Below are 26,186 nucleotides of genomic sequence, written 5' to 3' on the forward strand. Positions count from 1 at the left end.
TTGATCAAAAACCAACATCATTTCCCTAAATGAATTCAAATGTCTGCTGCTCATACGAAAGCTCATGATATTCCAGTTCTTCCTGATTGGTGCTGCTTTCATAATTAACAACTACTGTAACCTCTCTGTTGCCCTTTCTCTGCTGTCCGAGAACATAGTTCACATCGAATCTTCCTGTTATGGCAGGTGATGCACCTCTGGCAGGAACGATAAGCTGAACTTTATTGGCTGCAAGCAGAGCAAATATAGGCTCCCATATATAGATATCTTTTGCGGCACCGAACGGGTTATCTATAAAGATAGTCTTGGTTCTGACGCCGATACTTTCAGGAGAATACATACCTGAAATGTAATTTATTATAGAGATAAGGAACTGAATATAAATACCCTGCGACTGTCCGGTACTGCCTACCGCTTCCTCATATCTGAGATAACGGCTCTGTTCCTTGATCCTTTCTCTCTTATACAGACTGAGTTTGATCTTATTCATATCTGTAACGATAACGCCGAAAAGCTTCTTGGTTGTAAGACTGTTCCTAAGAAATTTCATTCGACTGTCATCATCATTTATCTTATCGGCTTCATCCACTGTCCTGTCTATATATGAAGCCATTCTTTCTCTCATGAATTCATCTTTTATATACGGAATACTGAGTTTGATCATCTCGATCTTCTCGCCGTCAAGAACTATTCCCGAAAGACCCGGAAGCATTTCAAGCTCTGTTCTTACATCAAGACATCTGTCAAGACACTGATCAACAAAGCTGTCATGAAGAAGTTCCATATCACTGAGACTCTTTCCGACTCTTTCCTTCTCGATCCTTATAACTTCAGCCATCTCATGAAGACTTCTTACAAGTTCTTCGGATTCAACAAGGCTTCCCGGAATATGAACATCTTCTCTTATGGTTGTGGAAAGTCCTGCAACTCCCATATTACCGAGAGTCTCGGAAATACGTCCCTTTGTTCTGACAAGTTCAAGCTTTGCTTTCTCCATGGACTTCTGAATATTATCATAGCGAATGATATAGCTTTCAAAATTATCATTCATATTCTCTCTATCCGTAATTATTCCGGCTGATGAAGTATCTATATCATTTCTTTCAATGATCCTGCTTACATCTTTCTCAATATCTTCAAAAGCTCTGTGTGTCTTATCAAATTTAGCAAGATTTCTCTTTCCTTCAGCAAGACGTTTTTCAGCTTCATCATATCTGATCTTAACTGTATTCATCTTACTCTTAAGAGCTTCTTCCGTATCTTCTTCTCTGTTAAAATCGCCAAACTTCTCGGTAATATTTCTTATTGCATAATCAATACTTCCCGATAATTTATCATATTCACTTCGTATGTTATAAAGCTTTTTCTCAAGTCTTCTGCGTTCTTCTTTGTCGAAATTGTAGCTTTCTCTGAGACTGTCTATACTTTCCTTATTACGAAGAGTAAGAGCTCCCTTACTGTTCATTTCCTGAAGAATATTTACAAGTCCCGGTCTTCTCTTCTCAATACTTCTGATGGTTCTTTCCATTCCGGAGAGAATCGTCTCTGAAAGCATTCTGAGAGAATCCTGCTCATTTACACTGTCTGTATTTTTACTTACAGCTATGTCAAATGCAGCAGTGAGCGTACTGAGATTTTCACCAAGATCCGCATAGTTTCCATCGATATAATATCTTGAGTATCTTCCGTTCCACTCTGCATTTAACTGCTTCTTTTCTTCGAGAAATGCAGCAAGTCTGTCTCGTTCACTCATAACAAGACCTTCAAGATGGCGAACTTCTTCTCTTATACTTTCTCTTTCGGTGCTTATCCTATCCTTGGTACTTCCCGCTTCCTTGATCTTCTCTTTTTCAGCATCTGCCATATTCGAAAGCTCTACGGCATTTGTAAGGATAAGTATGTCATTTGAATACTGTTCAATGGATACTTCGTAAGCATCATAGCTGTTCTTCGCTTCAACAATTTCATTTTCAAGCCTTGTGATACGGCTTTCTATCTCGGCTTTTTCGATAATGAGATTGTTGATTGCAGACGCTGCTTCCTCAAGTCTATCTTTCGCTGTCAGCCCTTTTTCATTTACATTACTTCTTACAAATGAAATGTCTTCGGCCGCAACATTAACCATATCTCTAAGTCTTTTTATCTCATCATTTAATGAGTCTATCTCTTCTTTCTTGACTGCCGCAAGTTTGTTGATTGAATTCTCATCAAGGAAAAATGCAGCATCTCTATGAAGGAGTTTTGCTCCGCCGTTATAAGAACCGATCTCTATCCTGTTCTCGCCGCCCAAAGCATCCTCATCGAAGATAGCAACGATTTCATTTCCCGTATCTATATCTTCAATATTCTGATCCGATACCACCTTCTTATAATCGCTTGTTACGATTCCGTACGGAAGTTCCGGAGTCATTGAAAGGATTTTTTCCTTCTTATCTGCAGGAAGTGCAGCGAGATAATCCATACCTGTCATTGCAAATATGTTATGCCTTGTTCGAAGATACATCAGTACCTTCTCCTGTCCCACTGTGGTTTCGATCAGTCTTCCGGCAAGGATATCATTATATCTCTTGGTAAGTTTTCGAAGTAATGTTTCCTTCTCTCTCTGACTGTCGACTGCAGATCTTTCTTTCTCTATTATAGCTTCTTCAAGATATCTGAGATCCTTGGTTTCATCTGCGATATATATATTTGCCAGTGTTTCAAGACGACTTCTGCTTGTTTCAAATAAGTTCTTATCATTTTCAGCTTCTTCTTTTTCCTTTCGGGCAAGAACCATCTTCGAAGCATTTTCAGCAAGTTTTTCTTTCTCTTTATAGAGATCTGTATTCAGCTTTTCTCTTTTTTCCGAAGCTTCATTTCTGCCTCTTATGGCAGCATCCTCATGATCTCTCGCTCTTCTTAATTTGACATTTACATCTTCAAAACTCTTATCATTCAGTTCTGAATAAGCTTTCTGAATCTTTGCCTCAAATGCGCTATGTGCCTCGGCTGCCGCCTTCTCAATATTCTCAGCTACAGCAATATCCGTATCTGCCTCAAGGAGTTTCTTCTTTGCAAGCTCATTCTCAGTCTCGAGTGCATTTAACTTCTCCCTGATGATTGCCGAGTCACTTTCTATTCCCGAAATCTTTTTATCAAAATGTTTCTTGATATTATATGCAAGTGTATGAACATCTCCGAGACTGTCATTATTTTCAGAAAGCATACGTCTTCTCTCGTCGATATTTTCTTTTCTTTCCTTGTCCTTAAGGTACTCAAGATATTCATTTCCTGCTTCAGCAAGATCAAGTTCATTTTCATCACGGCTAAGTCTCTCATCCAATGCTTTAAGAGATTCCGATGCCTGAGCCTGTTCATTTTTCTTACTGTCTAAAATGAGCATATCGATAGAAACCCGAAGTTCTTCGAGCATCTTGGTTATGTCATTTTTATTCTTCTCTTCCTCTTCAATGACTGCTTCGAGTTTCTTCTTTTCCTCTTCTTTATCGGAGTTTTCTTTCTTAACAGTCACATAAATATCAGCAAGTTTTCTCTCTACTTCGTCCTTTTCTTTGAAGATATCTTCGAATGAACGAACTCTGTCTGAAAGAAGCGTGATGAGCTCAGTCTGATGATCGAATGAAGCTATATCCCTCTTCTTCTCCGCAAGATTTTTGAGCTGGTCCCTTATATTCATAAGGAGTCTCGCCATACCATTCTTGCTGCCTTCATCCTTTTCGGTTCTGACAAGAAAGGCTTTATCTATTATTTCCTCTATAAGAAGGTCCTCAATGACTTTTCTTGTGGTCTTATAATTCGTCTCAAAATACGTTCTTACATGACCTTCGGTTTTGTTGATACCTCTAACTATCTCCCACTGACTTTCATGAAGTCCGTATCCGCTTATAAACCTCTGATACTCACCCTTTTTATCAAATACAACAACCTTAAGATCTATATTCTTATGGGAAAGATCAAGAAGATAGTTCCTAAGCGCCTGATATGATATGTGCTCCTTATCCTTTATGAGCGGAAGGTTGATGATATCATTTTTATTATACGAATGATAAAAAATGCAGTAATTAAAATATTCTATGGTTGCTGTTCCGGAATTACCGCCGGATGCATTTTCATTCCCTGCCCCGCTCTCTGTTCCGGAAATAGTCATCTGTCCATTTCCTTCTGCACTGCTGTCCTTTGCCTTACGTGCACAGAAACCTGTGGTCATATATCTATAACCCGAAGAATCATCGCCTTCATCCAGTTTCCACTCGATGAGCGAATGAATGGTTGTATTACCACATCCATCTCTGAAGAGTTTCTCAACAGGCTGTTTATCATCCAATGTACAGTTAGGGATAAGATTCTGCATGAGGAGAAGCATAAGAACTGATTTACCACCACCGTTTGCCAGATCGTATATAGTATTCCTTCCGTACATTCTCATGGTGAAATCATCATAATACTGCGTACCGAAATTATATTTTACATTATTAACTCTAATCCTGTTGATCTCCGGCATTTTCTGCCCCTCCTGTAAGTGTATATATCTTACCCTTGAATTCTTCAAAATAATTTTCTGCCAGTGCTCTGAAGCGGTCTGTTGGATAAAAACGATCGCTGTTCTCTACAAAAAGCCCTTCAGAAATAAGGAAATTAAATGTCAGCTTTACAAAACCTGTTCTCGAACCACGGCTTGCCTTATTCCTCTCACTGTCTTCCGAAAGAAGAAGTGGAAGCCCATCCCATAAAAGCATGATAGCCTTAAAGCTTTCAGCATTTTCATCTTCCTCATCAAAGATGCCTCTGCCACCGGTTATACTGATAAGCTTTTCTGTTACAAACTTAAGCATTTCATCCAGTCTTACATAATCTCTTGTCTGATATGTGGCTGAATCTTTGTAGAAATAAAGAAGCGCCGAGTAAATGATGAAATATACAAGGTAGAGTTCCTTGTTGAGTCTCAGTCCTATGATCTTCTTTAATTCATCATTTGTATATCCAAATATCTTATTGCCGTCTCCGGCAGTGATAAATATCGAATCATTATATTCATAAAGTCTCAGTCCAAGCTTTTTGATAAGCCTTGAGACAATATCATATACCTCACCATTCCCGTAGAAATCCTCATATAATTCTCCGGTATCTTTATTGTGGGCCGAAACCTGTTTTCCGGTTATTAGTGCACTGTATATTTCCAGTGCTTTATCCAAATTGCGCTCATCCATGCGGCACTACCTCATCAAAAACATCATATTTGTGACGACCCTTCTGTCTCCGGGTTCATCCTTCAAAATGATTTCTTCCATATCATAATTTATATCAAATACCATGTCGCCGTAGTTACTGATAACCTCTTCCGAAAGGTTACTTACAGTCATTTTTTCAAGAACTGTTTCCGGCTTCTCGATCATTTTCTTTATATCATAACTTTCCTTCTCCGCAAGATGCACAAGGAAGGAATAAAAGTCTCTGTTGTCATATATTTCTTCGCCGAACTTTATGGCAAGGATTGCTATATATTCTTTCAGAGAAAGCTTCTGCCATCTTCTAAGTCTGTCCAGCAGTTCGGTAAACATCATGCCGAAGTTATGACCTATCATTACATCCAGCTTTTCGTCTTCAAACTTAAATGAAAGCTCTGCAGCGGATGTATCAACCTTTTCACCTTTAAGGGAATCGTCTGTCGACGCCTTAAGCATATTATCAACCATCATAGGTGAAAAGCTCTTACTCTTTTTCGGACTGAGGAACGGTCTTATTATGAATCCCATGTCCGCCGGTCTGTCACGTCTTATCATCCTTGCTAAAACATCTTCAAAATCAAATACAGGTCGGAGTGCACGCCTCTTGGCTCTGCTTATCATTTCTTCGGAAAGCTTTGATAATTCGGCTGTTCCGGCTATCAATTCACTGTGATTACTTATGGCTTTCTTGAGCTCTGTCATAAGTTCATTGATCTCTTTGAAACGTCTGCTTGCTCCGGCACTTCCTTCTTCTCTGATCCTCATTACCGCCTTATCGGCAAGGTTTTTATTCTTCTCGAAGGATTCTCTTTCTTCAGCAAACCATCTGGCTGTGCTGTTCATGAATTCATCGCAGGCAACAGTTCCTGCCTTAACATCGGATGCCATAAGATTGATAACATCCTCTCTCTTCTTACGAAGTCTGGCAACCTCACTGTTGATTCTCTTAACAACATCTATACCGCCGCGGAAGTTTTCTGTCTTAATGAGCTTTTCGAGAAGAAGCTGATTAACATTTATCCTGCTTTCATCCCTTACTTCTTTCGTATCAAGATAGAACTCAATACCGTCTGCTGTGATGCTGTAAGAAACCACTTTATCTTCTATGCTGCTCTCTATGAGTCGCACACGAACCGTTTTCTGTTTTCTTGTTTCCGGATCATAAAATGTAAAGGAAAATGCTCTTCCTTCATTTGTGATCTTATTGAAAATATATGATGCCAGATCTTTATATTCATCTGTTTCATCAAGAGACTTATCTTCTTCAAATACACTTTCCATATTAAAGTCTCTCTGTAAAAGCTGAATGATGAACTTCTCGTAATCGCTATACTCAACCATTCTTTCGTTGAAATTATTCTCATCTATAAAGAATCGAAGTATGGCAAGTGTTATATAACCCATATCAAGGAACTTGTAACGACCTTCTTTATACTGTGAAAATGTATTATCACATAAAGCGAAGAAAGGATAATATTTTCTTAGATTAAGCATCCTTTCTGCGTGATCACTGATTATTTCATTTATCAGAACATGTTGCTCCGCCATCTGTTTACTGCTCCTTCGGGTTATGTACATTTGACCTCTCGTTCATCCGGTCAAATATCCACCTGTGATACTAAGTTTTTCTGATACAGGTGAATGCTTTATAAGCACATAATAATGCATTATTATATTACCACAAAGCCACAAAATCTTGTAGTTATTTTTCAACATATAATAGCAAAAAAAGCCGGAGTAAAAACTCCGGCTTTCAAAATATAAATCAAATTATTATGCTCTGTTAGCTGATCCGAATACAGATACACGATCCTTAACTTCTTCTCTGATTGCAGCTGCACCAGGAGCAAGAAGCTTACGTGGGTCATAACCCTTACCTTCAAGATCCTTACCAGCTTCGATGTACTTTCTTGTAGCATCTGCAAATACAAGCTGAAGCTCTGTATTAACATTAACCTTAGCAACTCCCATAGAGATTGCTTTCTTGATCTGCTCATCAGGAATTCCTGAACCACCGTGAAGAACGAGTGGTGTATCACCTACAACAGCCTTGATGCTCTCAAGTACGTTGAACTGAAGACCAGCCCAGTTTGCAGGATACTTACCATGGATATTACCGATACCACATGCAAGCATTGTTACATTAAGATCATTGATCTGCTTACACTCATTTGGATCTGCACATTCACCTGTAGAAACAACGCCGTCTTCTTCACCGCCGATTCCACCAACTTCAGCTTCAAGTGAAATTCCTTTTTCCTTGCAGATAGCAACGAGCTCTTTTGTCTTAGCGATATTCTCATCTAATGGAAGTGATGATCCATCAAACATGATTGAAGAGAAACCAGCTTCGATACAAGCCTTAGCTGCATCGTAGTTACCATGATCAAGGTGAAGTGCTACAGGAACTGTAATTCCAAGAGACTCGATCATTGCGCTAACCATAGCAACAACTGTCTTATAACCTGTCATGTACTTAGCTGCACCCATAGATACGCCAAGGATAACAGGGCTCTTAAGCTCTTCACACTCAAGAAGGATTTCCTTTGTCCACTCAAGGTTGTTGATGTTGAACTGTGCAACAGCATATCCACCTGCTACTGCGTCTTTAAGCATCTTTTCTGCTGAAACTAACATATAATAATTACCTCCATAAAATATGTATGTGTTGAACCCTTTTCAGAGTTCGTGATTTCTAACCGAAGATATTATATAACATGCATAGATTTTAAACAAGCACGTTTTTTATCGCCCATGTTTTGACCCGTGTTTTGTCCCATGTTATGACCCATGATTCACTTCATGTTTATCCATGTTTTGTCCCATGATCTGCTTCATGTTCTATCTCATGTTTTTCCATACCAATCGGCTTAATTTTTATATTGTTTTATATATCTTTACAACCTCTTCTTTGGTTGCAAGATTTACCGAGAAAGCACTTGCAGATCCGGCTGCAAGTCCCATTTTAAATGCATATTCATAATCTCCCGGCTTCTCCATACTTGCTGCTATAAATGCTGCAACCATAGAATCACCGGCACCGACTGCATTTATTACTTCACCCTGTGGAGCAGGAGCAGAATAAATCTTTCCGTTCTCTGCAAGAAGCACTGCACCGTCTTCCGCAAGGGATACAAGTACATTTACCGCACCCATCTTCTGAAGTTCTATAGCATAAGGAATTACACTTTCTCTTGTTTTTAACTCAACCCCAAAAAGATCCTGTAATTCGAAATTATTCGGTTTAATAAGAAATGGTTTATACTTAAGAACATTTGTAAGAAGTTCACCTGTTGCATCAACAATAACCTTAATGTCTTTACCGGCAACTCTCTGTAAAATATCACTATAGATGGTATCAGGAAGTGTCTTAGGAATACTTCCTGCAAGAATCACAGTATCCCCGTCAACAAATCCGTCTACTATCTCATAAAGTTCTTCAAGTTTATCATCAGGAATATTCGGACCCATACCATTTATCTCAGTACCGTCGATAGAACTGAGTTTAAAGTTGATCCTTGAATTTCCTTCCGGTATATCAATGATATTTGTCTTTATTCCATAATGCTCAATAATGCCTTTTATCTCTTTTCCAACGAATCCCGCTGAAAAGAATACAGCAGTATTATCGATTCCAAAATCCGACAGAACTATAGAAACATTTAAACCTTTTCCACCCGGAAGCATTGACTCCGAAACAGTTCTGTTAGTCTTACCCAATTTAAAATCATCTACTGCCACTATATAATCCAATGAGGGATTAAATGTTACAGTGTAAACCATATCCGATTCCTCCGATCCCTAAAGATCCTCTCTCAATAATAAATCCAATTATTTGATCTCACTATATGTAGCAACATCTTCAGCTACCTGCTCAAGGGTATCTGTATCTGCTTCTCCATAAAGTTCGATATAGCATTCAAATCTGTTAAGAACTGTTGAATCCTTAACACTCTTATATTTAAATCCTACAAAATGATCTTCGTAGAAATATGCACATATCTCAGAAGTCCAATCCTTTGCAACATTGCATTTATAAACTTCTTTTACGCATTCCTTATCATTGAAAGTTTCTGTTCCACCGTTTTCATATTCATAATCATTCTTTAATTCTTTGAAAAGAATACTGGTTCCTGTGAAAGACTTAGCAAACGGTCTTGGAGAATCCATAGTAATATAACCTTTCTTTTCAGGAAAAACTTCGCATGGATCAAGATCCTTTGTCTCATAGAAATATGAAACTTCTTCCTTGCCTTCTTCTGCCATTCTCTTTCTTCTGACAAAAGATTCAATATTGCCATCAGTAATATTACTTGTAAATTCTATCTCGTTCTTGCCTTCAGGATTACCTTCATAATAATTGAAAATATCCTTCTCATGCATAGGACATTCTTTGCTTCCGAATTCTTCAATAACTTTGATAAGTTTTTTATCAGTATCACTGAAGGTCATCTGCTCAACCTTCGGCTTATTCTCATTGAATTTATTAACATTTTTCTTATTATTCTGGATGATTTTCACAGCCGAAATTGCAAGTGTGACTGCAATGAATCCAAAAATAATATAGATCGAATAATCATTAGACTTCTTCTTTGTATCGTTATTCTTCTTGATAGCGTAACTTTTCTTTACATCATTATCTTTCTTTATATCGCTATCTTTTTTTGTGTCGTTATCATTCATAGTATCTGACCTCTCGTATTTTTGTGCCATACTATTTTAACATTGTTACAGATAAATAACTACAAAAATTTTGTCTAATCTATATTTTTTCCAAGATACTTTTTCAGATACTGACCTGTATATGATTCTTTGACCTTCGCAATCTTTTCAGGTGTTCCCGCGGCAACAACCGTTCCGCCGCCATTTCCGCCTTCAGGTCCAAGATCAATTATATAATCCGCTCCTTTGATAACATCCAGATTATGTTCAATAACAATAACTGTATTGCCGCTGTCTGTCAGCTTCTGAAGTATCTCAACAAGTTTATTTACATCATCAAAATGAAGTCCTGTTGTTGGCTCATCAAGTATATAGATAGTATTACCTGTACTTCTTCTCGAAAGCTCAGTAGCAAGTTTTATACGCTGAGCCTCACCACCCGAAAGTGTTGTCGAAGGCTGTCCGAGTTTTATATATCCGAGTCCTACATCTTTAAGAGTTTCTATCTTTCTCTTAACCGACGGAACATTTTCAAAGAAATCACACGCTTCATCAACAGTCATATCGAGAACATCAAAAATGCTTTTTCCCTTGTATTTGACTTCAAGAGTTTCTCGATTATATCTCTTTCCACCGCAGACTTCACAAGGAACATAAATGTCAGGAAGGAAATGCATCTCGATTTTAATGATACCGTCTCCTTTGCACGCTTCGCATCGTCCACCTGCTACGTTAAAAGAAAATCTTCCCTTGGTATAACCCATGGCTTTTGCATCTTTGGTCCCCGCAAATAGATCTCTTATAAGATCAAATACACCTGTATATGTTGCAGGATTCGATCTTGGTGTACGACCGATTGGTGACTGGTCAATATCTATAACCTTATCGAGTTCTTCATATCCTGAAATCTTATCATACTTACCCGGCTTTACTCTCGCACGGTTCAGATCTCTCAAAAGTTTCTTCTTAAGGATTTCATTTACAAGAGAACTCTTTCCGGATCCGGAAACACCTGTAACGCAGGTAAATACACCGATTGGGAATTTAACATCTATATTCTTAAGATTATTCTCCTTAGCTCCCGTTACAGTTATATACCCCTTTGGTTTACGTCTCTTAAGCGGCACCGGTATCTCAAGTTCATGAGTAAGATATTTACCTGTAAGTGAATCAGGGCATTTCATTATATCTTCTGCTGTTCCGACAGCGACGATATTTCCACCGTTCTTACCTGCTCCCGGACCGATATCAACTATATAATCCGCTGCTCTCATTGTATCTTCATCATGTTCGACAACTATAAGTGTATTGCCGAGATCACGAAGCTTCTTAAGGGAATCTATTAATTTATCATTATCTCTTTGATGAAGTCCGATACTAGGTTCGTCAAGGATATATGACACACCGACAAGACCTGAACCGATCTGGGTTGCAAGTCTGATTCGCTGAGCTTCACCTCCTGAAAGTGATGCTGTCGCTCTGCTGAGTGTAAGATAATTAAGTCCGACATCCACCATAAATCCGGTTCTTGCCGAGATCTCATGAAGTATCTGACCACCTATAAGTTTTTCTCTCTCGGTAAGTTCAACACTTGCGACAAAATCATTCAACTCTTCCACAGGCATCTCCGTAACTTCATAGATATTCCTGCCTGAAACAGTAACTGCAAGGGATGATGGTTTAAGTCTCATACCGTGGCATTCTTCACACGGAATAAAAGTCATGAACTCTTCGTATTCAGCCTTCACTGATTCAGATGATGTTTCTTTATAACGCTGCTGAACATTTTTAATAAGTCCTTCAAAATGGATATTATAGACTCCATGGCCTCTTGTACCTGTATATTCGACCTGAATCTTTCCTTTTACGCCATACAGAATAACCTTCTTTGCTTCTTCGGAAAGCTCATTCCAAGGTGTATCAAGAGAGAAATTATATTCTTCCGAAAGGCTCTTTAAAACAGCATGTGAAAAGCTCTTCGGATCTCCGCTTGACTGCCATCCAAGTACTGCTATCGCGCCATCATTCAGACTTCTCTTTTTATCAGGTATCATCAGATCAACATCGAATTCATGCTTAAAACCAAGACCTGTACATACAGGGCATGCGCCAAACGGATTATTGAAAGAAAAGCTTCTTGGTTCAATCTCATCGATACTGATACCACAGTCAGGGCATGAATAACTATCAGAAAATGTCACAGTTTCTCCATCAACTATCTCGCATTTAACAATACCTTCAGCAACATGAAGCGCAGTTTCAACCGACTCTGCAAGTCTTGATTCAATACCTTCTTTGATAACAAGTCTGTCGACTACTATATCTATATTGTGCTTTTTGTTCTTCTCGAGTTTTATCTCTTCATCAAGGCTGTAGAGATTTCCGTCAACGATAACTCTTACATAACCGCTCTTCTTCGCCTGAGCAATAACCTTTTCATGTTCACCCTTACGACCTCTTACTACAGGCGCAAGAATACTGAATTTGGTTCTCTCAGGATACTTCATAATGCTGTCAACTATCTGATCTACAGTCTGTCTCTCAATCACCCTTCCGCATTTAGGACAGTGCGGAATACCGATTCTCGCGTATAATAGTCTCAAATAATCATATATCTCAGTAACCGTTCCTACTGTAGAACGAGGGTTTCTGTTTGTTGATTTCTGATCGATGGAAATAGCCGGAGAAAGCCCATCAATCTTGTCAACATCCGGTTTGTCAGCCTGACCAAGAAACATTCTTGCATAAGAAGAAAGGGACTCTACATATCTCCTCTGTCCCTCAGCATATATCGTATCAAATGCAAGACTTGATTTGCCGGATCCCGACAATCCTGTAAAAACTATAAATTTACCGCGAGGTATCTTAAGATCCACATTCTTAAGGTTATGCTCCCTCGCTCCTTGTATCGTGATATATTTGATATTATCCATATTTAAATCTCCATTTAAAATCAAACTTAAAGCCAATTCGAACATACGTTTTATTGTATCATATTGCCATTATTTGTCAAACCGTTTTCGTATGAATGTAACAACGAGTGATGCTTATATCCTACATAATGCTTATTTCCCACATAATGCTCATTTCCTACATAATGCTCATTTCCCACATAATGCTCATTTCCCACGTAATGCTCATTTCCTACAAAGTAAAAAACTGCCGCACCACTTATCCGGTACGACAGCTCTTTATATATATTATCTCTATCCACGTTTGCCCTGGCTTACCTTTGCCATTATATTGAGGGCATCGAGCACCTGCTGTTTTCCATATACAAGAAATATCTGGTCGCAAACCCATTGATATAATTCCAGATCTTCTAAATCCGGCTCATATCCTTCATCAAGGAAATAAACAACTTCTACATCCCCATCCAGAGAAACCTTATATTTAAATGATATCTCTTTACCTACAGGCTTTCCGGAATCATAAATCATTCTATCAATCTTCTTACCGCCCTGGTAATGCTCACCTACCGGAAATTCAACTCTAAGGGAAATCCTTGAAAACTTCATATCCTCGGACATACTGACATAATCATCAGGTACCGGATACTGCAGCGCCATATCGTGGGTATATTTATAAATAAACCCTCTGACGTCGCTATAAACTTTTTCCTTTTCAAACGTACTCATGGCTCATTCTCCTCTTCACAAATTCATATTTTTAAATCTTGTAACACAATGTAGCCCATAAGATACAGCATTTCCGTAAAAAGCTTATAGGAAACTGCCTCTCGAAATTCAGTTTACCATATCATTAAATTAAGGTCATTAATTATCTTCTGTTCAATTATTAGAAATATTTTTCCGAAATTGTATATTATCACTATGTTTTACAGTCAGATGTCAAAAATGTCAAAATATTTCAGTTCAGTTTCTTCATATTTTCAATTATTATCCTCGGTCCGATGAAACACATTCTGATCGTAACTCCCACAAGGATAACGAACATTGCTATTGCAAAAAGACGATTCGGAAGAAGCAGAACTTCATACATTAAAAGTCCGATCAGCGCTACTCCTATTGCTATTACCATCATTATCGCCATATTGAAGAATACATTGAGATTGCCTCGCAAGGCGCTATACTCATCGCTCCAGTCCTTGTAAGGTGCCGAGCTGTCGAGACTCATTCCCACAAAGATCGAGATCACATGAGCAAATAACATAAGAAGCGCATAGTAAATCCCTGCCATTACCCCTGCATGCAGGTAGTAACAAATAATTATATCTGTGATCAAAAGCATCGGATATGTAAATATAAAACATACAAATGCCTTTGCATAAAGCTGGGTTTTAAATGGCACCGGAATATATTTGATAAGTTCTAGGTGCTGCCCCTCTCTCGTAAATGCAGTTGAAGCAAGAGAATTAAGAGCTGTCGCGATAAATCCCAGAGAGATCATAACGATGATCATGATCATTTCAGCACGTTCTTTACCCAGGACATACATCTTAATAAAAGATTTCATACTTCCCTTGTCACCGGTAAAATGAAAAAGCATCCATGCGCCTATTGGCCAAAGAATATTGATGAATGCACAGTTTCCCGAAAATGCTTTGGTACGAAGTATCACTCTTAATTCTTTGAAAAGGCTTGCTTTAAACTGGGAAGAACTTGTTATATCCTTCTCCTTAATATCAGCCTTCTTAGAAGATCCCAGCGAAGCTGCTGTGTAAAGACCTTTTTGATAAATCTTCCTTCCCAAAAAATAAAGAATTATCATAAGACCTGCATTTCCGATTATATACAGAAGCAGGAAAATGATACTTCCTTCGCCTACAGCTTTAGAAAGCCAAGGCACAGGGAAGAAAATAATATTTAACGTTTTCAGGAAAAGATTATCGCCGCTTCCAAGAGAATTAACGTAATTCTCCATATTTATTTCGCCGATTCCTCTTAATGAGTAAACAAATATAGCCGCAAATATCAAGAGGAAAAGCGTAGACATTCTGTAAAATACTTTAGTACTTTTAACTTTACTGAGCCCAGCCATAAGTATCAGACTGAATATAGCGCAGTAGATCATAGGAATCAGCGGAATCAACGCAACTCCCAACAGAGATGAAATGATCGACACCGGATTCAGTGCCTTCCATACGCCGACATTTTTAATTATCGCTATGAAATAACCTACGAATACAGCAATCAGTATCATAAATTCCATGATACTTTCTGCCACATATGCATATATAAATCTTGACATCATAAGATGATGGCTCGGAATCGGAAGTGTAACAAAATGTTCCCTGTCAGACGAAAAGAATAATACACTGAAGATAACCAGAATTCCAAATATCATTGAGAACGCCGAAAGAATCTGCATTTCAAAAAGCATTCCTCCTCCCGGACTATCTGCTTCGATAAGTGCTCCTGTCATAACATAACTAATAAATCCCACAACAAGAGTACAAGGAATCATAATTCCCAATACCGCTATCGTAGCAAGTACTTTATATGCCGTCCTCTCCGGCATTCGCATTTCTGAATTTTTTTGAAAAATCTTGATAAGTGAACCGACACTTCTGCTTTTCATAACCCACACCCTCTCACAAATAACCAAATATCTAACCCATGATCAGGTCAAAATATATTACTGTTTGTTACGAATTTACCATCTCAATAAATATTGCCTCAAGGTCCTTACCCGGATGATCCTTAGCAAGTTCCTCAACAGTACCCTGATATAAAGAATGGCCATGATTGATTATTATAATTCTGTCGCAAAGCTTCTCAGCAACTTCAAGTACATGTGTTGAGAAGAGCACTGCATTTCCCTTCTCCGCATGTTCCTTCATCATCTGCTTAAGAACAAATGCGGCAGTAGGATCAAGTCCTGTCATCGGTTCATCAAGTATCCATGCCGGAGGATTATGCACGAGGGCAGCTATGACCATAGTCTTCTGTCTCATACCATGAGAATATTCCTTCATAGGACGACCAAGTGATTCGGCAATATCGAAACGATTGGCCATATTCATGATCCTTTCTTCTCTCTTCTCCAGTGGAACATTATAAATATTCGCAATATAATTGATATACTCGATACCGCTAAGCTGAAGAAGCATATCCGGGTTATCAGCCACATATGCAAAGCTTTCCTTGGCTTTGATCGGTTCTTTAACAATATCAAAACCATTTATGACAGCACTTCCTTCAGTCGGTTTAAGTATACCTGTCAACATTTTTATGGCCGTTGTCTTACCCGCTCCATTTGGCCCTGCAAAGCCAACTATCTCTCCCGGTTTAATCTCAAAGGAAAGATTATCAACAGCCTTAAAATCCTTACCATAGATCATTGAAATGTTTTCTGCTTTTATCATATTTTCACTCTGTACTTTCTTTATATAATCCCCATAAAACTACTGACTTCTCTGTAAAATATTATATCATAAGCATACTTTTGATACTATAGTGAAATATTCGATAAAAAAACTGCCACAGCTTATTAATAATGATTATTCACCATTAATTAGCTGTGACAGCATATAAAAACGTATTATCGTTCTATATTATTTTTGATCAATATCCCTATTTGCCGGAATATCTTTTCTTCTTAAGAAATGAAACAACAACTACGCCGGCCAATCCAATAAACATACAAAGTGTAGCAAGAAAAATCTCAGTGTCATCTCCTGTCTTTACGCTTTCATCCACATTTGTATTATCTGTTTCGTCCTCACTGACTGTTTTTTCATCTCCGCCTTTTACCTCAGCATCCGGCACAGTTCCTTCTGTATCATCTATAGAATCTGTCTTTTCAGTATCAGTATCTTCCTCAGGTTCAAGTATATTTATCGCAGACTCAGCATATCCATCAGTAAAGTTTGCCTTAAACTTATGCTCTCCGATTTCTTTCTCATCAAGGAAATCTGCACTAAAAGTTACTTTTGTTGAACCGGATGTAACAGAATAATCAGAAGGATCCAGCTTTTCTCCATCCCATTCAACTGAAATCAAATTCTCCATATCAGCATCAAGAATATGGAAAGTTCTCTCTTCATCACTTCCTATTGTATAATCGTCCGGAGATTCAACCTCATAATTTATTGTCTTAAAGTATGCATAAAAATTCTTATCCCCGGTTGAACCTTCTGATATGACGGTTACAGCATTTCCTTCAAAATTTTCATCTTCATACCATCCCATAAATCTTGAAGCATCTTTTGAAACATTATCTGTATTCGGAAGTATCACTTCATCATTTTCTGTATAGCTTTCGACAGGCACATATCCCTGAACAAATTCACCACCATTAAGATTATATGTTATTTTATATTCTTCATAATCCAACTTAGCATATAAATCTATACTTCCGTTTTTCTGATCATTTTTAGATATGGCTGTTACAGGATTTCCCTCAAAATCCGGATTATCATACCATCCCATGAATGTTGCATTCTCAGGAATTGTCATATCATACTGTTCCAATTCATCCTCTGAGACAACCGTCTTTTCTTCACCCGCAATATAATATCCATCTTTATAATCAGTGTTGCCTATATGATAGACAATTCTATATGTATCGAGCGGAAAAATGGTTTCTTCGTATGCCTCATGATCCGATTTTTTAGTATACGTTTGTCCTTTTATAGTATAAGCTCTTATCGTATCATCACTATCATATATATCACTATATCTTTCATCATCAGGAAATACAAATTCTTTTGATATTTTATCAAACACAGGAATGTATATCGTAGATTCAAATTCCCCGCTGACTACATCATCATCGGCATAACTAGTATACTCATATAACTTCACTCTTATACGGCTTTTAACAGAACCCTGATCCTCTCTATAACCATCTATAGCAGAGAACGTATCATAACCTGCCCATACTGTTTGATTCATCAGATTCTTATCAATCACATCCCCTTGTTCTAATCCCGGATTCAACACATAATCTTGGGCAAAAACCGGAATATGATTATAGAAAACCATTGTTAATGTCAAACATAACGTGAATATTGTTTTCTTCACTGATTTTGATCTCTTTTTCTTAAGCTTCATTTTATTCCTCCACATATAAATAACATTTATAACAAACGATATACTAACACTATTAATTTATTATTTCTATACAAGTCTATGTCCAAAGTTATAAAATTATGACATTTTATAAAAACGAGCAGTAATTATTTTGTTATATAAAGCATTATATTGATATATTTTATCATGAAATGATTATAAAATTTAATTACATTGGAGTCTGAGTGTCTTAGCGTACACGCTCACGTTCGTAGGAAATGTCTTTATCAGGTAGCCACCTATAAATATATTCTTTCGAACGTGACGCTAAGAAATTAAAGGAGGTAAAATGCGAAAAAAATCAAGAAAACTCGCAACCCTTTTCTTCGCTGCATTAATGGCAGGATCAGCCCTTGGCGGATGCGGTAAGAAAAGCAATAACAACAACGAAAACTCTTCAGCACCGGCTACATCTGATAAAACCGTGACCGAAAGCACCGAAACTTCCACTGTCACAGTTAACACACCCCCTTCTACAGATGTAGCCGAGGAAGATGTTCCAGTACCTGCCGGCTATCACCTTGTCTGGCACGATGAATTCAACGGAACAGAACTGAATCCTGATGATTGGAATTATGAGACACACGAAGCGGGCTGGGTCAATCATGAGCTTCAGGAATATGTTCCAAGTAAAGATTATGCTTATGTAAAAGACGGCGAGCTGGTTATCCAGCCTGTAAAAACCGTAGATGAGAACGGAAATACAGCATATTTTTCAGGAAGAGTAAATACACAGAATAAGCATGATTATAAGTACGGCAAGGTGGAAGCCAGGCTTAAGGTCCCTACAGGCAAAGGATTCCTTCCCGCTTTCTGGATGATGCCTCAGGATGAACAGTTCTATGGGCAGTGGCCAAGATGCGGCGAGATTGACATTATGGAAGTTCTCGGCGATTCTACGAATACTCTTTACGGAACACTCCATTTCGGAGAGCCTCATAAACAGAGACAAGGAACATTCACCCTTACAGAAGGAAATTTTGCTGAAGAATATCATACATTTGCAATCGAATGGGAACCGGGCGAGATACGTTGGTACTGTGATGATGTACAGTACTTTGCAACAAACGACTGGTTCACAAAAGCAGGCGGCCAGATAAAAGGTAAGCCATATCCTGCACCTTTCAATCAGCCATTTCATGTTATTTTAAATGTTGCTGTAGGTGGCGATTGGCCGGGCAATCCTGATGATACTACTCCTTTCGATGAACGTGCATCAATGAAAGTTGATTATGTTCGTTTTTATCAGAAAGAAAGTTACGATGAAAATGTGGAGAAACCGGTTGATAAACTCGTTATGAGAGAGGCCGATGAAAACGGAAACTTTATCTATAACGGAGACTTTTCCGAAAACGAAGACCTGTCAGACGATGAAAATTGGAAATTCATTCTCCTTGCCGGCGGAGACGGAAAAGCAGAGATAAAGAATAATGAGATAATCATCTCCTCTAATTCAGAAGGAACAGAGGAATATTCAGTACAGCTCGTTCAGCCGCAAATGCCTATGGAAAAAGGCGCCAGATATAGATTATCATTTGAAGCATGTTCAGAAGAACCAAGACAAATGAAAATTGGTATATCAGCACCTGATGTGGATTGGATAAGATACTTTAAAGATACTACTGTAGAACTCACTGAAGAGTGGCAGGAATACTCATTTGAATTCAAGATGACCGAAGAAAGCGATGATAACGGTCGCGTGGAATTTAATATGGGTAAGCAGGGCTCAACAGCCACAATACATATCAAGAACGTTCGCCTCGAAAAGATCGAGGAATAATAAAAAATAACTCATAATTTCTACCTTCCGGCCTCCTGATTGTATGGCTCATTTAACCAGCAATCAGGAGGTTGGAATTTTTTATGCTTAGTTCGACAGTGATATACGGATTTTTATCCTAAACTTTAATCTTCAAGCAAGTTTTTGAACACCTGCGTTATTTTTGATTCGCCTTTATGATTCCAGATAAACTTCACATCACTTCCAACAGAAGGCTCTTTAGTTAAATCATCAGAAAGCTTCGCGGGGATCAGGAGTTCCCAATATCGAACCATGTATTTATCCCCATCTATAGCCTTTACTACACCAAGATGCTGCTCGAAAATCTGCATAAAGCCTTCCTGGACTTTAACCTTGCGATATACCGGAAATTCTTTGTTGATCTCCTCAAGGCGATTTTCATCTTCAAGCTTTTCAAAGTCTGCACTCTCGATGAGCTTGCCTTTTACCTGCGAAAAATCATCACTTAAAGGAAGGCACATAAGGGCATCGAAAGTATTCCCCTGGGCATCCGTGATTCCGCATTCTGCGCCGCGCTTAAACCCAAATCTCGGATAGTAATTTGGCTCTCCCATAAGTGCTATGGCTTTTATTCCCGCTTCTTTTGCAAGCTTTATGGTCTCTCGCATAAGAGCACCACCTATATCATTTCCTTCCATAGTTGGTTCAACGGCAAGTGGTCCGAAAGTAGCTATTTCATGTCTGGCATCTCCATCGACAATCCATGCCTTTGTATAATAAACTGCTCCGACTATTTTGCCGTCAACCTCAGCTATACGGCTTATCTCGGGAATATAATCCTTTGATTCTCTGATAATGCGAATAAGAAAATGCTCGGTGCATCCGGGCCAGTACTTATTCCAAAAACTACGCATGGTCATTAGCTCTGTTTCTTTATAATCTGCAGAAGTCTCCTCCCTAATTATCAAATTATCTATCATTCTCAATACCTTTCCATGACCTGACTTTACCAATCCAGCCATTGTCGTTCTATGTTATTCAGAAATACTTAAATTTTTACTTTGTAGCAACTGTTTATAATTATACCTATATCTACCATCCTGTTCAAACACTTTTGTTTTTGCCACCTGTTTGCTTAGTCCTCGTTTGTATCCTGTTCTAAGGCTTGAGAATTTTGCTGTCTACCTGCTGTTTACTCGCTGTTTACGATACAAAATTTTCTGCGTTTCACCACAACTTAATACAATTATAGATAAAACAAAAACACCCCAGGCCAGATGTCCTGAGGTGTAATAAGTCGTATATGCTTGTCCCAAAAAAGTAATACAAGTTGTTGTTTGCCTGTTGTGTACGGTAGAAAGCTCTGGACAACTGTATGCAACAGGTGGCAAATCTTCATAATCACTATAGGATTAACTATCCAATAATACTTAGGGTAATTATTTCTTTTGAAACACAGAAATAATAAACTATCCTAATAAAATAAAATACTACTCTCAAACAGATATTCGTCTTAATTCTCTACAAAGCGAATACACAAGCAGATTATGGCGAATTATTATGTCACAAAAGCGAATTAATGTTTTATGCCGATGTTATATCGTCCATAACATGGACATACATTTTTGTTACATCTTCATTCATATTTATTGGTATTAGCTGTATATCTGGATGTTCTCTTGAAAAGATAACAAAGATTTGATGGGCAAATCCTTGTCCCATCCATTGTATTCCATCAAAATCTATTACTATCTCCCTAAACTTTTCTAAACGATTGCATACCCTCTTGGCTTGAGATCGGGAAACTGGAGATGTATCAAATATATTTTTCAATGGTATTTTTGTCTTAATGAAACCACCATCTATATTAGCGTAAAGATCAAACACTTCTTGAGGATTTTTATGAGAAAAGTTTGATAAACTCATGAACACTCCGGTTCCTTTTATATTTTTCTCTGCCAAATTAATAATTCTACTATTTCCGTATTTATTATTCGTAAAAATCTTGCCACTAGATACAATAAAAAAATCATCCATCATTTTAGAACTAAAAAAAATACCTTCTCCAGAATGATTTTCCACATCTGTAGTCAGTTTTCCTTTAAACAATTCACAAATAGCTTCGTCTAATGTACTAAATCCAAAGTGTTCTTTTATTTTCATAAAAATGCCGATCCCATCATCTAAAATGGTAACATGCGTATTAATGTAGTCTTGTTCCACCATTATTTTTACACTTTCAGCCTGGGAATGATCCATTACATTATTAATCATTTCACTGAATGCATAACTCCAAATGGCTTCAACATTTTGCCCAAATTCTTTTACGAATTCAAATAAGCAATGCTCATAAGCGTAAGTATCCGTTTCCAATTCCCCTTTTGAGCGCTTAAGCTCATATTCATACTCTTTTTTTACTAATTCATATTTGCCTCGTTTTACACGTTTAATAATATTATTATCTACCAATTCATTTATATATGTATGTATTGTATTCTGGTTTACGCCAAAAGCCTCAGATACAGCCTTGGATATTCTATCATCATTTTGCTCTATTTTTTCAAGCATATATATAATAATAGACTGCTTTTTTTCCTCATTAAATTTCATAGCGGCTTCTCCTTTCAATAATAATACTATCCCTCTTTTCGTCTTATGTCAATTTTTATTCGCCTTAACCACATTTTTATTCGCTATATTTGGTTTTAAAACGAATAACTATAAAGTTTTTGGAAATACAAAACCCCAGGACAATTGTCCTGAGGTGTAATAAGTCGTATATGATTGTCCAAAGACGTAATACGTTGTGAAACGATTATCTCTTTGAGAACTGAGGAGCACGACGAGCTGCTTTGAGACCATACTTCTTTCTCTCTTTCATACGAGGATCTCTTGTGAGATATCCTGCTGCCTTAAGTGTTGGTCTGAAATCAGCTGAAACTGTAAGAAGTGCTCTTGCAATACCATGTCTGATAGCACCAGCCTGACCTGTGAAACCACCACCATATACATTTACAAGTACATCATACTTTGATTCAGCACCTGTAGCAACGAGTGGCTGCTTAACGATAACTTTAAGTGTCTCTAATCCAAAATAATCATCAAGTGATTTCTTATTAACAGTAATCTTTCCTGAACCTGGTACAAGGTAAACACGTGCAACACTGCTCTTTCTTCTTCCTGTACCGTAGAATTTAGCTGCCTTTGCCATAATGTCTTCCTCCTTAATTAATACTTAATCTCAAGTGCTTCAGGCTTCTGTGCCTGCTGCTTGTGATCTGGACCTGCATAAACAAAAAGCTTATTCATCATGCTTCTTCCAAGAGGTCCCTTAGGAAGCATTCCCTTAACTGCATGCTTGATAACTTCTGTGCTATCCTTAGCAAGGAGCTCTTTAAGTGTTATAGACTTAAGTCCGCCTACATGGTCTGAGTGGCTGTAATAAATCTTATCATTAAGCTTATTACCTGAAACCTTAATCTTCTCAGCATTAACAACGATTACATAATCACCTGTATCAATACTTGGTGTGTATGTAGGCTTATTCTTTCCTCTAAGTATCTTGGCAATCTCTGATGTAAGACGACCTAATGTATGTCCAGTGGCATCTACTACGTACCACTTTCTCTCAATGGTTGATGGGCTTGCAACAAAGCTCTTCATATCGAAAGTTCCTCCTTAAAAATCTATTCTATTCCTATTCGGCAATCCGATGACCCTCTATTCCGGGGCATGGTTAGAGCTCGTCACGTCTTGTCACAGAGTTAGATTATAGTATATTTGGTATTTCATGTCAACACATAATTACAAAAAATTCCTTATAAAAATACATATAATTCATATCATAAAACACATAATATTTTTCTTACAAAATGCATAATATTCTTCCTAGAAAATGCATAATGTTCTTCTTATAAGACCCCGTGTAATTCTTCTTACATTATACATAAATGTCCTGCTGATAAATTTAAAAGGGATGTAGTCAAAACCACATCCCTTTATCGCCAATATTCTTTATTTGAAGCATCCTATTAAATATAGATCAATATAGTTTATATTATCTGTCCTTGAAAATAGGTGAAATAATTGTTGAGTTAAGTGTTCCACTGTAGTATGTTGTTGAGCTTGTCTTTCTTACAGCACGAATGAGTATATAATAATCTTTTGATGCTGCATTGAACTTCTTACCATCAAATGATGTAAGTACCTTTGATGTATTATCAGCTCCGTTAACAGTTGCAACCTTCTTATAACCTACTGTTCCGCCATATGTTGTAGAAATATAGATTTCATAAGAATTAACTGACTTAACCTTATTCCACTTAAGTGTAAGTCGACCATTGCTATCAATTACTGCGCTGGTAACAAGTGGCTGTGGAACAAAGAAATAACTGTTTGACCATCCACTGTATACCCTCTTGCCGTTAATTGTATAGAAAGCTCTAACTCTAATCTTATACTGAACATCTTTCTTAAGACCAGTTACATATGCTGAATTTGAATATGTTGTCTTGTTTGAAGCAATAACAGTTCCGCCATTTGACTTTACTTCATACTCATATCCATCAACGTATGGTTTCTCAGCCCACTGGAACTTGCAAGATGCATCATTACTTGTTCTGGAAATTGAGTAATCAAAAACTCTTATGTATGAAACAATGTTACATAATGTTTTTCCATATCCACCTGCTGCGTAGTATACATAACCATTCTTGTTGTAGTAAATTGAAATCCAATATCTCTTTGCAGCTGCAAGTCCTTTTATTGTATAAGATGTTGTTCCGCTACCAACAGCGATAGATTTTGACTTAGCCATCCTATCAGCTGAACTTGAATCAAGACCATAGCCAATGTAATACTGAGTTGCACCTGACTGTGCAGGCCATTTGAATGATACGGATGTCTTTGTTGCACCTGTCTGAACATATGATGCAGCCTGTACTTTCTTTCCCTCGCCAATTGAAGGAACCAAAGTTACAATCGCAAATGCTACCATAAGAAGCGCAAGCATTTTTTTGATTTTTTTCATTACTTAAATCCTCCCTAAATACTTTTATAATGAAATATCATCCCCCACCGAACCGGATGCTTTTCATCAGCATAGATGCTCACCAACGCACTATACTACTTCATAGTAATTGCATTAAGAAGCATAGTCAATAGGAAAAAACAAAAAAATAACGAAAGTTATCGAATATATTATTTTACTTCTGAAACAAGGATTCTTATCTTTCCTGTAGGATCAGGAGGAATCCTGTCATGCCATTCAAAAGTAATATTTTTAGCCTTTTTATTCATATCTTCTCCGAAGATTTCTCGGGCTCTTTTTGTTATTGTATCTTCTATCTCAGCCTTCCTCTCATCACTCATATCCTGGGATGCAAGAACAAATGTAAGATCTGTATATGTCTTTTGAACAATTCTAAACTGAGTAATATCAGTTATTCCGAACATTATACGATTTATATGCATCCACTTGAATGAAGAACCATCTGCATTTTTAATAACATCATTGGTTCTTCCGAGTATACGTGTTATATAAGGAACACCGTCTTCGTAAGTGATCTCAACTGTGTCTCCAACAATATAATTCACCAGAGGAAATCCCCTATGTATAAGAGATGTCAGCATAAGCTGACCTGTATAAGCATTATCCTGCCCTTCGACTGCTTTCTTATTGTAAAGATTTGCCACATGGGTATCATTCCATATAAGATGCTTTCCCGGTTCAGACGCTCTATCTACCGCAAAATTACCTACTTCCGCACATCCATAGATATCAAAAAGTCTTCCCGGGCCATATGCCTTATTGATCATTCTTCGGGCATTGTCATCAAGGGCCTCCGAAATAGAACCTACACATTTCGGAGTATGAAGCTTTATATTGTGCTCTAATGCATACTGTGCAATCATAAGCACAGCTGTTTTATTTCCATAATAGAAATCAGGTCTTGCATCATTGTATGCTTCAACCAGTTCGTCAGGCTCGGAAATACTGCTTTTCTGGATATTGGTCGGTCCGATTGAAATCTTCTTCTTAGCCTTCGGCTTTGGTACCATTGTACTGAAAATTCGTCCCGTAAATGGATTATAACCTTTGTCCTGAAGTAAAGCACATCTAAAGAGATTTGCTATCTCCGCAGCTCTGTCCGTTGGAAGGCTATAAAGGTCAAGGGGCGTTCCGGATGAACCTGTTGTCTGTCTATGCATCCAATCTTTATATGCATTCTTATCTTTGGTTTCTTCCAAAAGCCATGCCCTGTACTCTTCCTTTGTAAGCGGAGGGAGCTTTTTGAAATCTTCACCGGTCTTAATATCATCCGGTCCGATTCCGGCTTCATCAAATCTTTTTCTGTAAAAAGGTATCTTATAAATATATTTTACAAAATCCGCTATCTCTTTATTCTGAGCCGTGATCCAGTAAGCCGGATCCTTCACTGCACGTTTAAGCGTCTTTTTCCTTTTGATCAGATCCTTAAAAACATAAAGATTAAGCAATTTTTTGTTTAAAGCATTACTCAT

Annotated in this window: 18 protein-coding genes; 1 reads left to right on the forward strand and 17 read right to left on the reverse strand. The window is 37.7% G+C overall.

Going from position 1 to position 26,186, the window contains the following annotated elements; translation table 11 throughout:
* Positions 1-25: 25 nt before the first annotated feature.
* From B5D25_RS07825 to B5D25_RS07875, 11 genes are all read right to left on the reverse strand, one after another.
* A complete protein-coding gene (locus tag B5D25_RS07825) occupies positions 26-4,501 on the reverse strand; it encodes a coiled-coil domain-containing protein (protein WP_078787420.1) in 4,476 nt (1,491 codons plus the stop codon).
* Positions 4,479-5,207, reverse strand: coding sequence for a DUF6063 family protein (locus tag B5D25_RS07830; protein ID WP_078787421.1), 729 nt, complete (start codon positions 5,205-5,207; stop codon positions 4,479-4,481). Before B5D25_RS07830 ends, B5D25_RS07825 begins: the two co-directional genes overlap by 23 nt.
* A 6-nt stretch (positions 5,208-5,213) precedes the next feature.
* Positions 5,214-6,773, reverse strand: a complete 1,560-nt coding sequence (locus tag B5D25_RS07835; protein WP_078787422.1) for a hypothetical protein — start codon at positions 6,771-6,773, stop codon at positions 5,214-5,216.
* 225 nt (positions 6,774-6,998) lie between these two features.
* Positions 6,999-7,862, reverse strand: coding sequence for a class II fructose-1,6-bisphosphate aldolase (fba, locus tag B5D25_RS07840; protein ID WP_078787423.1), 864 nt, complete (start codon positions 7,860-7,862; stop codon positions 6,999-7,001).
* A gap of 240 nt (positions 7,863-8,102) precedes the next feature.
* Positions 8,103-9,008: a 1-phosphofructokinase gene (pfkB, locus tag B5D25_RS07845; protein WP_078787424.1), complete on the reverse strand. Its 906-nt coding sequence runs from the start codon at positions 9,006-9,008 to the stop codon at positions 8,103-8,105.
* A gap of 48 nt (positions 9,009-9,056) precedes the next feature.
* The gene (locus B5D25_RS07850) at positions 9,057-9,908 is read right to left on the reverse strand and encodes a hypothetical protein (RefSeq protein WP_078787425.1); all 852 of its coding nucleotides are present in this window, start codon (positions 9,906-9,908) and stop codon (positions 9,057-9,059) included.
* 74 nt (positions 9,909-9,982) lie between these two features.
* A complete protein-coding gene (gene uvrA / locus B5D25_RS07855; protein ID WP_078787426.1) occupies positions 9,983-12,820 on the reverse strand; it encodes an excinuclease ABC subunit UvrA in 2,838 nt (945 codons plus the stop codon).
* A 273-nt stretch (positions 12,821-13,093) separates the two neighbouring features.
* Complete coding sequence (locus tag B5D25_RS07860; RefSeq protein ID WP_078787427.1) at positions 13,094-13,525, reverse strand: hypothetical protein; 432 nt, start codon at positions 13,523-13,525, stop codon at positions 13,094-13,096.
* 232 nt (positions 13,526-13,757) lie between these two features.
* A complete protein-coding gene (locus tag B5D25_RS07865; RefSeq protein WP_078787428.1) occupies positions 13,758-15,428 on the reverse strand; it encodes a hypothetical protein in 1,671 nt (556 codons plus the stop codon).
* A gap of 67 nt (positions 15,429-15,495) precedes the next feature.
* The gene (locus tag B5D25_RS07870) at positions 15,496-16,215 is read right to left on the reverse strand and encodes an ABC transporter ATP-binding protein (RefSeq protein WP_078787429.1); all 720 of its coding nucleotides are present in this window, start codon (positions 16,213-16,215) and stop codon (positions 15,496-15,498) included.
* A gap of 208 nt (positions 16,216-16,423) precedes the next feature.
* On the reverse strand, positions 16,424-17,905 hold the full coding sequence (locus B5D25_RS07875) for an InlB B-repeat-containing protein (RefSeq protein ID WP_159444113.1): 1,482 nt from the start codon (positions 17,903-17,905) through the stop codon (positions 16,424-16,426).
* A gap of 307 nt (positions 17,906-18,212) precedes the next feature.
* Here B5D25_RS07875 and B5D25_RS07880 point away from each other — a divergent pair, with 307 nt between their 5' ends.
* Complete coding sequence (locus B5D25_RS07880; RefSeq protein WP_078787431.1) at positions 18,213-19,703, forward strand: family 16 glycosylhydrolase; 1,491 nt, start codon at positions 18,213-18,215, stop codon at positions 19,701-19,703.
* 125 nt (positions 19,704-19,828) lie between these two features.
* On the opposite strand, the gene B5D25_RS07885 is transcribed toward B5D25_RS07880, so the two are convergent.
* The 6 genes from B5D25_RS07885 to B5D25_RS07910 all read right to left on the reverse strand — a co-directional run bounded on the left by B5D25_RS07885 (position 19,829) and on the right by B5D25_RS07910 (position 26,186).
* The gene (locus B5D25_RS07885) at positions 19,829-20,644 is read right to left on the reverse strand and encodes a GNAT family N-acetyltransferase (protein WP_159444114.1); all 816 of its coding nucleotides are present in this window, start codon (positions 20,642-20,644) and stop codon (positions 19,829-19,831) included.
* Between the two features lie 604 nt (positions 20,645-21,248).
* A complete protein-coding gene (locus B5D25_RS07890; protein WP_078787433.1) occupies positions 21,249-22,274 on the reverse strand; it encodes an STAS-like domain-containing protein in 1,026 nt (341 codons plus the stop codon).
* Between the two features lie 205 nt (positions 22,275-22,479).
* On the reverse strand, positions 22,480-22,875 hold the full coding sequence (rpsI, locus tag B5D25_RS07895) for a 30S ribosomal protein S9 (RefSeq protein ID WP_078787434.1): 396 nt from the start codon (positions 22,873-22,875) through the stop codon (positions 22,480-22,482).
* 17 nt (positions 22,876-22,892) lie between these two features.
* The gene (rplM, locus tag B5D25_RS07900; protein WP_078787435.1) at positions 22,893-23,327 is read right to left on the reverse strand and encodes a 50S ribosomal protein L13; all 435 of its coding nucleotides are present in this window, start codon (positions 23,325-23,327) and stop codon (positions 22,893-22,895) included.
* 394 nt (positions 23,328-23,721) lie between these two features.
* Entirely contained in the window at positions 23,722-24,693 is a 972-nt protein-coding gene (locus B5D25_RS07905) for a fibronectin type III domain-containing protein (RefSeq protein WP_078787436.1), read from the reverse strand.
* 170 nt (positions 24,694-24,863) lie between these two features.
* Positions 24,864-26,186: a phenylacetate--CoA ligase family protein gene (locus B5D25_RS07910; RefSeq protein WP_078787437.1), complete on the reverse strand. Its 1,323-nt coding sequence runs from the start codon at positions 26,184-26,186 to the stop codon at positions 24,864-24,866.

This window comes from Eubacterium ruminantium (genome assembly GCF_900167085.1).
Taxonomy (GTDB): domain Bacteria; phylum Bacillota; class Clostridia; order Lachnospirales; family Lachnospiraceae; genus Eubacterium_Q; species Eubacterium_Q ruminantium.